Here is a 12,398-nt window from a genome sequence, read left to right on the forward strand (position 1 = left end):
AAGCGGCGCCATAAATCGAGGGAAACGGCCGGATATTTGACGTAAACGGAGATTATCCGGCAGGATTCGACAGCCGCTCGTTTGTTCTGTTCATTCTGAATAAGGTACAATGGGGTCAGGACAAACCGTGGGAAAGGAAGAAGTAATAGATGAATGCATTTTCGGGAAAACGAACACGATTTACAAGCGTAATGCTGTCATCCTTGATGTTAGCAGGAGCCATTCTGGCAGGATGTCAATCGAATGATACCGGTTCCGGTAAGGAACAGGGTCAGGAATTGCAGTCGCCGGCCGAGGGCCAGGAAGGAAACACAATTCCTGAGGGTGGCGCGGGTAATGGACAGGCAGGGGCTGAGAATCAGCCAGCGGATCCGGTTATGGCGAAGCGCAGCGAGAATGCACTTCAAGCCACGATCCAGGAGAGCGGCGGCAAGCAGGTCGTAACCAACGCGGAGGCTATGACGGTGGTTGTAAATAAGCAGCGCAGCTTGCCTGATGGTTATGAACCAAGTGATCTCGTGGAGCCGAATGTCCCATTTTCTTTTGATGAGCCGCATGAAAAACGGCATCTGAGAAAAGAAGCGGCTGACGCGCTCGAGGAATTGTTCGATGCGGCCAAAGCGGATGGCATCGAACTGCGCGCCGTATCGGGATACCGTTCCTATGCCCGTCAGAAAAGTATATATGAGAATAATGTTCGTACCAAAGGGGAAGTCGAGGCTAATCGTGTAAGCGCGGTGCCGGGTACGAGTGAGCATCAGACAGGCCTTACGATTGACGTGTCCAGTCCAAGCGCAGGTAATGCGCTGGAGGAAACGTTCGGTCATACGGCGGAAGGGCAGTGGCTGGCGCAACACGCGTCGGAATTCGGCTTCATCATTCGTTATCCGGAAGGAGCCGAGAATATTACCGGTTATGTATACGAGCCATGGCATATCCGTTATGTAGGCAAGGATCTGGCGCCGGATATTGCCGACAGCGGCATGACGCTGGAAGAATACCTCGATGAGGCGAACATTAAACTGTAAGCTGTGCTAATAGTCGTAGGATAAACGGGACTTTTTATCCTTGTACACCGGCTTGCGAATCTATAAAGTAGAACAGGACCTGCGCAAGGCCGGGCGATGTTCTTGTTATACGAATGAATCCCGGGGCCGCTTGGCTCCGGGATTCATTCGTATTTTAAGAGATAAGAAAGCATCAACTTCAGAGGCTTACCATCCTGATCTCGCAAGAAAAACTTCCGCTAAATACGGTCTGTCATCTGAGAAAGTTTGTCGATATACGTACGGACTGATAGTCTTTACTTATTTAATGGCGAGTCCTCATAACCGGGATCATCGTAGCCGGTGTCGGTCAGCTTGCCGAGGATATTCATGTCCTCAATGGTTTTGCGCGTGCGTTCATCACCATGTTCATGGAGAAAGTGGTAGAGGTTCATCGTTCGTTCATCATATTGCTCGGCAGCATCGTCATGATCCGCCGACTTGTAAGGGACGAAAGTACGTTTAAACGCATACCGATCGCTGCTGCTGACTTCATACAGCAGCCCCCTCAGCTTGGAGACCTCTTCATCATCCATATATACGACATATTCATTCGTATCGTTCGGTACATCCTGGATCAGATTGTGATTGACTGAAACATAATACGTCTTTTTATCGTTTCTCATATTAAATCCCTCCAGACTTCGGCAGCTAAGGGCTGCTCGGAATAGGACGAGGCTGCAAGCCGACAGTATAATGGCATGGTACTGACCAGTTTTCTAATCATATACACGTTCGGGACACGGATGAATCAGCAGCGGGGTTGGAAGGTGCTTCCTTTTTCACATGGGGCAAGGAATTTGGTATGATAGAATCACCATGGTGGCAGTATACTGGACGATGAGGAGCATATCATCACAATGAGTAGTATGCGAAACGGTAAAAAAACATGGGATAGCCGGTTTATGGCTAGCTAAAAATCGTTAATAACCTTAATGAAGAGATATGACAATGCGCCGGCGGCTCGCTGGTGAATCGGGATATGAGAAAGAGGAGGATTCATAAATGAATATTTTACAAAAGCTCAAGGATGGAGCCAACCGCGCAACGGAAAAGGCTCAGCACGTGGTGGAAGTGAATAAGCTCAACAGCCAAATTTCCGAAATCGAACAGCAGAAGAACACATATTACTTGCAGATGGGTAAAGTGTTCTATGAGGGCTACCGTCAGCAGGACATGGCGATGGCTGAAAAAGAAATGGTCGAGCTTGCGCAAACCTGCGATGGATTGCAGGAGCAAATCGAAGCAATTCGGAACCGCATTGCGGTCCTCAAGAATGAGCGGGTCTGTGAATGCGGGCGGGTGGTCGCGCTGGATGCAAATTTCTGTCCATACTGTGGGAATAAGCTTGATAATTTAATTCACCCTGAGAAGTCAACAGCGGAAGAACCAAGGGAGCCTGAGCGTAAGATCATGTTTGATAAACATGAATATGCAGCGGCTGAAGAACAACAGGAGCAGGACGAATTGCATACCTATGATTTCCGTTCGAATCCGGATCCATACGAGCCGGATATGTATGAACCGGAGCCGGAGCGGCAGCACGAGGAAATGGAGCTGTCTGAACCGGAGGTTGATCCGGAACAGCTGCGTATCGAGCAGGAGGAGCAGGAGAAGGAGCGTCGTCACTGGGAAGAACTCGAGCGGGAGCGGGAGAGGCAGCTGGAACTGGACCGCCGCATTCGTTTCTGGCAGGAGAATAACCAAAGTCAGGACTATGTTGGTGATGATGAGGCGGTGCGCGATATGGTGAAGTGCCAGATTTGCAGTGTCGACCTGCCAAAAGGCTCAAAATGGTGTCCGCGCTGCGGAGCTGAACAGATTTAAGATATAGGGATTCGGACGATCATGCCCTTAACGCGAGTGTTAATATGACAGTATGAATGATAGAGCAAGCGTTCGAGCATCTTGGGAGGACTAATATTATGGAACAATTGCTGCATCATTTGCGGAATTTGGGATTTACGGAGATTGAATCGAAAATTATGGTGGACCTTGCCGAGTATGGGCCGGCGGGTGGTTATGAGGTAGCTAAACGACTTGGAGCTTCGCGCTCTAATGTCTATGCAGCCATGCAGCGTTTGGAGCGGCAAGGGGCACTTGAGCGAATGGACGGGGAACCCGTCCGTTACCGTTCGTTGAAACCGGAGGAACTGACGCGAATGATATCCGGCCGTGTGGAGGCATCACTCGCTTTTGTTGAGAAGAGCTTGCCGCGAGGAAGCGGTACCGCTGCTCCCTTCCTTAGTATGGAAGGAGATCAGGCGGTGCTTGATGTGCTCGTCCGGGAATTGAAGCGAGCGAAACAAGAGATCGTGGTTGACGTCTGGCGTGAAGAGGCATCGCTTCTGCGTGAACCGCTGGCGGAAGCGGAGGCTAGGGGAGTCAAGGTGCTGTGGGCTTGTGACGGCCCGGACCAGGGACTCTCAAGAACGCTGGCATGGTCTGGCTGGAACGGCCTTGCGGAGCGCAGAGGAGGCGGCCGGAAATTTTCCTTTGTTGTGGACCGGCAGTGGTGCATATTAGGGATGCGCGGCGGGGAATATGATACAGGAGCGGTCATCACGGAGCATCCGGTACTAGCGGAGCTCCTGCTGCATCATTTTACTCAGGAGATGGTATTGTTCCAGCTGGAACAGGACATGGGTGAGCAGCTGGAGGCGCGTTATGGAGAGCACTTTGGTCTGATCCAGAGCCTGTATCTTAATGCGGAAGCCGATGCCGAAGCTCAGGAAGACCAGGCTCCAGAACCGAAATCCAAACTAGTGGAGTATGAAGCTGATTCTAACTCAATGGACGGGGATAGCAGTCGAAATACGGCCTAGGGTTTCGGCTCAGCTCATGGGAAGCTTTTCTAGAAGTGACTTTTGTCACAGTTAGACATTATGGTTCATCGTACAATGTAATAAACATATAGATAAGGAACGCCGGGATTTATCTTGGCGTTTATTTGCTTAAGATCCAGCAACACGTGGGAATGAAGGTATGTAGCTGGTAGGAGAGCATGAATGAGACGGTTTTTAATCGCAATCATGACAACCAAGAGAAGGGGGATGAATGAGCATGGAATGCATCGTTCATTTTACAGTGGGACATAAGGAAGAACCTAAGAAGCTTCGGGGATTGATTTTTGTGGATAAAGGAGAGAATCCTACAGGTCAGCAGCTGCTCGATATGTTTCATGAAATGGAGTATAAGGTGGTACCTGACCCGCATGATGAACTTCTTTTTAAACCGGAGAATCCCACGGAAAGTTATACTTATATACGTGTGAATGAACTCGATATGGGTCAAGAAAAATATACGGAAGACCGCAATCTGAAATCACTGCTAAACGAGCTGCTGCCTAAACAGCGCACCGGCTTGTAACGGCTTGCTGGAGACATCATACTTGCGAAGAAATGAATAACCCCATCTGCCTTTCGTAACGTCCGCTGGGATTCGCAAAATCCGCTTGTTATAATGGATGTACGGAAGGGGATGGAGATGTTTATTTTTGCAGGAATCGTTGCAATATTGATTTACGGCTTGCTGGTTTATTATATTGGTCGAAGCGTATGGAGCTGGATGAAACCGGGTCCATCCCTTGTGCTCAAATGGACATACATAGTCGTACTGACGGTGGCATCGACATCGTTTATTTCAGGACGGTTCTTTGGTAACCTCACCTTGCTGAGTGTGATAGGATCGTATTGGATGGCTATTTTCTATGTCCTGATCATCCTTCTCCCGTTGATGCATATCATGTTGTGGCTGCTGAGATTGACGGCATTGCGAAGAGATGGCCTGGAGAAGGCGGCGGGTTCTATCGTGTTGGTGCTCATGGTGATTGTGATCGGTTTCGGCTCATTTAATGCGTATAGTCCAACGGTTCGAGCTTATGATATTCACGTAGATAAGAACGCCGGCACACTTGAGCAGCTGAATATCGTTATGGCATCCGACATGCACTTCGGCGTCTTGTCAGGTAAAGCCCATGCTGCGCGCATGGTGAAGGAGATCAATGACTTAAAGCCGGATCTGGTATTGTTTCCAGGCGATATCATCGATGACGACCTGGATGCTTATTTACGCCAGGGAATCGATCAGATTCTGACCGGTATCCAGGCAACGTATGGTGTGTATGCCTCACTGGGCAATCATGACCGATTCGAAGGGGAAATTCCGGAACTGATCGCAGCACTTGAGCATAGCGGCATGACCGTGCTGTATGATGAGAAATTGACGGTGGAGGGCCTGACGCTGGTTGGCAGACGGGATAAACAGGATCAGGAGCGGGCCGAATTGTCCACGATCATGGATGGGACCGATCTATCCCAGCCGATCCTTCTGCTTGATCATCAGCCGAATGCGCTGGAGGAAGCACAGCAGCAGGGCGTAGACCTTATCGTTTCTGGGCATACGCACCGTGGGCAGGTATTCCCGACACATCTGATTACGGAGGCCATGTTCGAGAATGATTGGGGATATCTGCAAAAAGGCCAGATGCATTCCATCGTGTCCTCGGGCTACGGCTTCTGGGGACCGCCGATTCGTCTGGGTTCCCGCTCCGAGATTGTTCAAATCCATGTTACATTTCAATAGATGATATTGAGGGTTGAGGGGTATACCGAGTGAACGCAGGTTTAACCGCTGGTGACATGGAAATGGAAGGGAATGGGAATGATATCTTATTCCCCTAGCAGCAAGCTCATGGTGGAACTTATACGCTCCGTATCCAGCTGGTTGATCTAAACGGCGATGTGTCGGTGCCCATCGGTGATCCTATGGAATCGATTATGGAGGTTTTTTAGCGGATTTAGTGCCTCTGCAGGCTGTCCCATGAAACTTATGGGGCAGCTTTTTTTCCTTTAATTGACCGGCAGTTTATTATTTCCGTAAATTTTCACTTTATTTTTTCATAGGGAATGCGTTATACTTCATTCATTCGGAAATATACCATTTACACGTAAGCATTCTAAGGAATTTGGATATTATACATTTTCTCGTATAGGTGCAGGAATTGGCCTGCATGTCTCTACCCGATCACCGGAAATGATTGGACTACGGGTTATAGCAGCAGCGGACAAGCCAGGTCAATTCCATTTGACCTCAGGTGGCTCACGGTGCGTTTTTGTTGCTTATGCCCACTTGTTTCTTTCCCGGCGATTCGGTGAAAGGAGGAAGTGGGCTTTTTTTGCTTGGAATGTAAACAAATTTAAGGGGGAGCATCATGCAATTACTGCAGAACAAAGTGAAAGAGGAAGGCATTGTATTAAGCGGACAGGTACTTAAGGTGGATTCATTCCTGAACCACCAGATGGACCCGGTATTGATGAAAGAGGTGGGGAAGGAATTTACGCGATTGTTTAAGGAAGCGAACGTGACTCGTGTATTGACCATTGAATCCTCCGGCATCGCGCCCGGCATTATGACCGCCCTTGAGATGGAAGTGCCTCTCATCTTTGCACGGAAGCAGAAGTCGCTGACCCTCCGTGAGGATATATTCGTGGAGAAGGTGTATTCCTTCACCAAGCAGGAGACGAACGAAATTACGGTCGCGAAGAAATTCATCAAACCCGGCGATAAAGTGCTGATCGTGGATGACTTCCTTGCTAACGGCGAGGCGGCATTCGGGCTTGCTCGAATCGTAGAGCAGGCGGGCGCCGAGGTGGTAGGCATCGGGATCGTCATTGAAAAGGCATTTCAACCAGGAGGACGCTTGTTAGCCGAAGCGGGCTACCGGGTAGAATCGCTCGTACGGATTGCATCACTTGAAGATGGCGTAGTGACATTCGCATAGACCGAAAGCTGACAATTTAATTGGGGGGAATCAAGGAGCCATGGAACAACAGAAACAAGCGGTGCAAGAACCGATTTTTGATAAAAATCGGAGTCCGGGCAAAACCTTTTCACTGGGTTTACAGCATGTATTGGCAATGTACGCAGGGGCTATCATCGTACCGCTTATCGTTGGCGGGCAGCTCGGCTTAACGACGGAGCAGCTGACGTATCTCATCGCCATCGACCTGCTTGCTTGCGGGGTTGCAACCTTGCTGCAGGTATTCGGCAACAAGTACTTCGGTATCGGTCTTCCGGTCATGCTCGGCTGCGCATTCCAGGCTGTAGGTCCGATGATCATTATCGGGCAGAAGCACGGGATGTCGGCAATTTATGGAGCGATTATCGCTTCCGGTTTATTTGTCATTCTGTTCTCCGGTTTATTCGGTAAGCTGATTAAGGTATTCCCGCCTGTCGTGACGGGCTCGGTTGTTACAATTATCGGGTTGACGCTGATTCCCGTAGCTTTGAATGACCTTGGCGGCGGTCAAGGCAGCGAGGATTTTGGCAGTGTGCTCAACATTTCCCTTGGCTTCGGCGTTCTTGCCTTCATCATTATCATGAATCGGTTTGCCAAAGGTTTCTTGCGTTCGATATCGGTACTTCTAGGTCTTATTCTAGGCACCTTGGTAGCGGCATTCTACGGTGGAGTGGATTTAACCCCGCTGCGCGAAGCCGGCTGGTTCCGTGCTCCGCAGCCTTTCTTTTTTGGTACGCCGGAGTTTAAGATCGTTCCGATCATGACAATGATTCTGGTAGCGATTGTCAGTGTTGCCGAATCGACAGGCGTATTTATGGCGCTTGGCAAAATCGTGGATCGTGACATTACCTCCAAGGATTTGTCCCGTGGTTACCGTGCGGAGGGTCTTGCGATTGTGGTAGGCGGTATTTTCAATTCGTTCCCTTATACCACATACTCTCAAAACGTGGGTCTGATTCAGATGAGCCGTGTGAAGACGCGTGACGTGATCGTTGTGGCAGGCGGCTTGCTGGTCTTGATCGGATTTGTTCCGAAGATTGCCGCCATGACACAGCTTGTACCAACATCCGTTCTGGGTGGAGCCATGGTAGCCCTGTTCGGCATGGTTGTATCTTCTGGTATTCGGATGTTAGGGGATCAAGTAGACCTTAACCGACACGAGAACCTGTTTATTATTGCATGTTCCGTCGGCATGGGCCTTGGTGTGACAACCGTACCGGGTCTGTTCGCGAGTCTGCCTGACAACCTGCGTATTCTTGCCGATAACGGCATTGTGGCGGGCAGCTTGACAGCGATTGTGCTAAACCTGATCTTCAATGGTTTGAGAAATACCAAGCCCACTTCCACAGAGCAAGGTGATTCAGCAGAAGGACACGCCGCATAACGAATGTCTTTCAAAGCAGCCGGATGAACTCCGGCTGCTTTTTTTGTCCGGTCCTGTTAGTTCGAACCCCAACAAAACGGCTACCTTCATAGAGTGAAGGTAGCCGTTTTTACGTGAGGTACAAAATCTTTATACGCGCTGCATTTGTTTCTCTGCAATATTGCCGATCCAGGGCAGCTTGAACCATTTTCCCTGAATGGCGTTGGCCATAAGCACCAGCCACATCAAGACGCCGACCAGCGCCAGGAGGGCGGAGGCCAGTAGGCCGATGATGGGCACCGCGCTCGACAGCAGGTGAGCGACGGCCAGGATGCCGAAGGCCAGCAAGGACTGCAGAGCATGGAATATGACGTAGCGGCTTCTTTTTTCTAATGATAGAAACAGAATTCCTCCGACCATCGGAAATAGATAGCACAGCGTAGCCGCCAGATTCTCGGGAAGTCCTGTGGACGATTTGAAAGGGGACATCTCATCAACTCCTTGTCTTAGACCGGTACTGGGGTAGGGCAAGCTTTATACCTTACCTTATGAGCCGATGGGACAAAGTATGATGGTTAAATCCCGAACTTATTTCATTTTTAATTGCAGCAGATACTTCACGAGAGCATCCTGCTGCTCTTGCGTGAAACCGCTGCTTTCGTCCACCCAATACTCATGCCCCTGACCGGTGACATGGGTGTCTCTCAGCCTTGAATCCTTGCGGTTCGCCTCGATGACCTGCAGTCTCAGCTTGCGGTCAATCAGGGCTTTCAGGCTGTTGTATGGGTCCGGGTGAATCCCTTTCATAAGCGTCTGCGAGACGCCGGTTTGTGTCAGCTCAGGCCCAACTGCTACGCCGCCGTCGTGCAAATACGGTGCGGACCAGCGAAGACCGATCAACCCTTTGACCTTATAACCGCCGCCCAACTGTTTATGGCCGAAGCCCAACTCGATCTGCTCGGGGGCGATATCATCCAGCGGGATTTTGGTTACCTTGGCATCCGGAGGGATCGGCACAGGCGTGTTGGGTGGATAGAACTCTGCTTCGCCAAAAGCGTTCTGCGTACGATGGAAAGCCTTGGCCCTAGCAGGCTCGGTACCAATTTCGGTCGCGCGCATAACGCGATTATTCGTAAAGAAGTCGCCAGCATGGCAAGTGATGCATTGTGCTTTTTTGAAGACTTCCGCTCCGAGGTTGATCGTTTTGGCATCCGAGATTTCCTTGGGATCCGTTTCAGGCGGACGGATGGTATTCTGATAGGCGGACATGGCATTAACCTGCTCCCCAGCCTTGAATCCCGGAGAACTGACGTACAGCCCGTTCGGTGCGATGGCTGAAACCTTCGGGAAATTCGGAATCTTAATCACCTCATTCACGCCGGGGGTTCCAGGATTGGGATCCAGCCGGTTAAAGAATTCGGTTGGCTTCAGCCCGCTGCTCGGATCATAGCGAAATTTACGATGGGCTGCATTTTGCAGAATGGTGCCCACATAAATCTCTTTATCGATCCCCCATAACGGTTCGCTAACCTCAGTTTGACTCAGGGTGTCCGTATTCTGGGCGTGAACATTGTTGCTGAAGGTACTAAGTCCCTTGAAGGGACCCATGGTAGCGAAGCCGCTCCAACTGTAGGGATGATCGCCCTTCGTAAACATATCGGGAATTTGGGTCACGTCGCTCACCAGATCCACGGTTGTATCGAAAGTGCCGGGCATCCATTTGATCAGATTTTCGTCAACGGCTTTCTCTAGTAGGGTGGGATCGGGCAGCGCTTCGGTTTTTCCTTTAGAGTTTACAACCGTACGCTGCTCATTCTTAACATAATCCACCAGACTCGTAATGTCAGTATGGGTAAAATACGCCGCGCTATTCGGGGCCAGTGCCAGCATTAAACCGAGGTTTAGATCGGAATTGGGCGCTCCTTCCACAACCATTCCCGTTTCCCGGTTTACGGTCGCATGGCAGGCCATGCAGCTAACGCCGATGCGGGCTTTGCCTTCGGCATATTTAACCGTAACGCCAATGGGGGAATAGGCGCCTTTGGCTACGTCAAAGCCGGTATCAATCTTATCTCCCTTACGGAAGGATTTGTCGCCGATCGTAACATCCTGATCGAGTTCAACGCGTAGATTGGTTGTTCCGCGTCCCTTTAACTCGACGATAGCTTTTGCCACGTTTTTCAGCTTCATCGGACCATCGACGATCCCCAAGATATCCGTTAAAAACACCTCATTGCCAAAGGACTCCTCATACAGTGTACGGCGCCCTAAGGCAAGCAGCTCTTTCGTCACCTCAACGGCGCCATGGGCGGCTGTTAATCTGGGGTCCTGATCCTTCAAGGCGGTACCGGGAACCGTAAGCGTCTTGCCCCAGATATCATACTGACGAATGAAACCCGTTTGCTGGGCTTGGAGCTGCGTGGTATTCTCAAGCTTATGTGCCGGTGGTATATAGGCGTATTCCGGCTCCACGATAGAAGCTGCAAGCCATATGGCTCCTACGATGGCGATCGGGATCAGCCATAGCAGAAGACGCTTCGATTTTCGCATGTCATATCACCCTTTTATAAGCAGGTCTGATGAATCATCTCTTCACTGCCGATATGCAAGGGTTTTAATCTACTTCCACATCATGCCGCAGCGGAGATTCGGCATTCACCTGTTTATCAGGACCTTTTTCCTTCGGAACCAGTCGCTCATCTGTCATGCCTCGATGGTGGTTTTCAAAATCATACTCCGCCAGCCGCCACTCCGTGGAACCCTTCTGGGGATCGAACGGAAATTCCTCGCCGCGTTTCAAATATTCCTCCCGTCCCCATTCATTCGTGTAGGTTCCGTCTACTTCAACCTCTTCTCGTGAAATAGGGTGGAGATCCTTGTCTTTACCGGACATGTCGCATGCTCCTCTCAGGCTTGATTTTAGAAATGATTCATATCGCATAAAGTAACCAGAAAGAGGAGGTACTATCCGCTGAAATTTGCATGAAAGGTCAGGTTATAGGCGTGCCAACGAATCGAGTGCTTCTTGCACAGAGTCCGACGCTGGCGATCTGTCAGCTATTTGGCGAAGACGTTGCGGATATTGATTTTAGAGCATCGAGAATATAGCGCTCCAGCAGAAACCGCGGGTTCTTCCAGCGGCTGACCTTGCTGTCGGCCGTAAATACGGCGACTGTACCCAATTGGGGGAAAAGGTAGATTTGCTGTCCTCCATGGCCGTGTGCGAGTGCAAAGGGAGTCCCGTTCTGAACTCCGGTCCACCACTGGAATCCGTAATCGCCAAACGCGGGATAGCCCTCAACCTGCGGAGCGAGTGCTTGCTTAAGCCATGATTCCGGGATGAGTGTTGCACCTTGCCAACGTCCCCCATTCAGGCAGCAAAGACCGAATTTGGCCATGTCGCGTGAGGTAAGATAGAGGCCAATGTGACCCATACTGTGGCCCTCGGGGCTTGGGGACCAGGCGGTATGACGAATGCCGAGCGGCTCGAATACATGTTGTCTGGCATAGGCGTAAGCATCCATTCCTGTAGCCTCGCTAATGGCAACGGAGAGCAGATGGGAATCAATGCTCCGGTATTGAAAGAGGCCCATTTCCTGTTCAATGACAGGGAGGGATAGCGCGAAGCTCGTCCATTTTCGGTTGCGGTGGAACCGGTGAATGAGCGGTTCCCCGAGCTTTTTACCAGTTTGCCACGCAAAGCCTGAGGTCATCGTCAGCAGATGATGAAGGGAAACCTTTTGCAATAGGGGATGGGCTCGTTCGGGAACATATCGCTGGAAGATGTCAATTACTGAGGAATTCAGGTCAGGTAATTCGCCGCGTGAGTGGGCGATGCCGCATAATACCGACGTAAAACTCTTGGTAGCGGACCTGAGATCATTCAGCGAAGTAATGCCATGACCGTTGTAATAGCGTTCGTAGATGAGTTTGCCGGCATGGAGCAGAAGAAAGCTGCGCATTTTCGGGTATTGTTTCTGAATAATCTGATCGACCTGATCGAGCACATCGCGCTGAAGGCCTGCGTCTTCAGGCTCCGCGACAGGAATAGGCGAGCTTATGTCAACAGAGGAGTGGAGAAAAGACTGGGTATTCGACATCATATTTAAAAGCCTCCTTGTATCTTACATATGTTATTCTGAGTATCAATTTGTGATATTCACTGATTTCTAGAGTTGGCGGGAGGTTC

12 protein-coding genes and 1 riboswitch are annotated in these 12,398 nt (G+C 50.3%); of the genes, 7 read left to right on the forward strand and 5 right to left on the reverse strand.

Annotated features, from left to right (window positions below; translation table 11 throughout):
* The first annotated feature begins 149 nt into the window (after positions 1–149).
* Positions 150–1,028 (forward strand): M15 family metallopeptidase, encoded by an 879-nt coding sequence (locus tag MKY48_RS03775; protein ID WP_339292302.1) that lies wholly within the window; start codon positions 150–152, stop codon positions 1,026–1,028.
* A 275-nt stretch (positions 1,029–1,303) separates the two neighbouring features.
* Here MKY48_RS03775 and MKY48_RS03780 read toward each other — a convergent pair whose 3' ends face one another.
* Positions 1,304–1,672 carry a hypothetical protein gene (locus MKY48_RS03780; protein WP_076326011.1) on the reverse strand — a complete coding sequence of 123 codons (369 nt, stop codon included), beginning with the start codon at positions 1,670–1,672 and terminating at the stop codon, positions 1,304–1,306.
* A 379-nt stretch (positions 1,673–2,051) separates the two neighbouring features.
* Here MKY48_RS03780 and MKY48_RS03785 point away from each other — a divergent pair, with 379 nt between their 5' ends.
* The 6 genes from MKY48_RS03785 (at position 2,052) to MKY48_RS03810 (ending at position 8,230) form a co-directional block, all read left to right on the forward strand.
* Entirely contained in the window at positions 2,052–2,873 is an 822-nt protein-coding gene (locus MKY48_RS03785; RefSeq protein WP_339270150.1) for a zinc ribbon domain-containing protein, read from the forward strand.
* A gap of 98 nt (positions 2,874–2,971) precedes the next feature.
* A complete protein-coding gene (locus MKY48_RS03790; protein ID WP_339270152.1) occupies positions 2,972–3,871 on the forward strand; it encodes a helix-turn-helix domain-containing protein in 900 nt (299 codons plus the stop codon).
* Positions 3,872–4,109: 238 nt separating this feature from the next.
* Complete coding sequence (locus MKY48_RS03795) at positions 4,110–4,415, forward strand: hypothetical protein (protein WP_179090732.1); 306 nt, start codon at positions 4,110–4,112, stop codon at positions 4,413–4,415.
* A gap of 117 nt (positions 4,416–4,532) precedes the next feature.
* The gene (locus MKY48_RS03800) at positions 4,533–5,630 is read left to right on the forward strand and encodes a metallophosphoesterase (protein ID WP_339292303.1); all 1,098 of its coding nucleotides are present in this window, start codon (positions 4,533–4,535) and stop codon (positions 5,628–5,630) included.
* Between the two features lie 381 nt (positions 5,631–6,011).
* Positions 6,012–6,112, forward strand: a riboswitch (purine riboswitch).
* Between the two features lie 146 nt (positions 6,113–6,258).
* Positions 6,259–6,828, forward strand: a complete 570-nt coding sequence (locus tag MKY48_RS03805; protein ID WP_009593434.1) for a xanthine phosphoribosyltransferase — start codon at positions 6,259–6,261, stop codon at positions 6,826–6,828.
* 40 nt (positions 6,829–6,868) lie between these two features.
* Complete coding sequence (locus tag MKY48_RS03810) at positions 6,869–8,230, forward strand: nucleobase:cation symporter-2 family protein (protein WP_339292304.1); 1,362 nt, start codon at positions 6,869–6,871, stop codon at positions 8,228–8,230.
* A 129-nt stretch (positions 8,231–8,359) separates the two neighbouring features.
* Here MKY48_RS03810 and MKY48_RS03815 read toward each other — a convergent pair whose 3' ends face one another.
* The 4 genes from MKY48_RS03815 to MKY48_RS03830 all read right to left on the reverse strand — a co-directional run bounded on the left by MKY48_RS03815 (position 8,360) and on the right by MKY48_RS03830 (position 12,309).
* Positions 8,360–8,698, reverse strand: coding sequence for a hypothetical protein (locus tag MKY48_RS03815; RefSeq protein ID WP_076326004.1), 339 nt, complete (start codon positions 8,696–8,698; stop codon positions 8,360–8,362).
* Positions 8,699–8,797: 99 nt separating this feature from the next.
* Positions 8,798–10,759, reverse strand: a complete 1,962-nt coding sequence (locus MKY48_RS03820) for an electron transport protein (protein ID WP_339292305.1) — start codon at positions 10,757–10,759, stop codon at positions 8,798–8,800.
* A 64-nt stretch (positions 10,760–10,823) separates the two neighbouring features.
* Positions 10,824–11,102, reverse strand: a complete 279-nt coding sequence (locus tag MKY48_RS03825; RefSeq protein ID WP_076326002.1) for a transposase — start codon at positions 11,100–11,102, stop codon at positions 10,824–10,826.
* 160 nt (positions 11,103–11,262) lie between these two features.
* Positions 11,263–12,309, reverse strand: a complete 1,047-nt coding sequence (locus MKY48_RS03830; protein WP_339293469.1) for a serine hydrolase — start codon at positions 12,307–12,309, stop codon at positions 11,263–11,265.
* Positions 12,310–12,398: the final 89 nt, after the last annotated feature.

This window comes from Paenibacillus sp. FSL W8-0187, from assembly GCF_037969755.1.
Lineage (GTDB): Bacteria > Bacillota > Bacilli > Paenibacillales > Paenibacillaceae > Paenibacillus_AQ.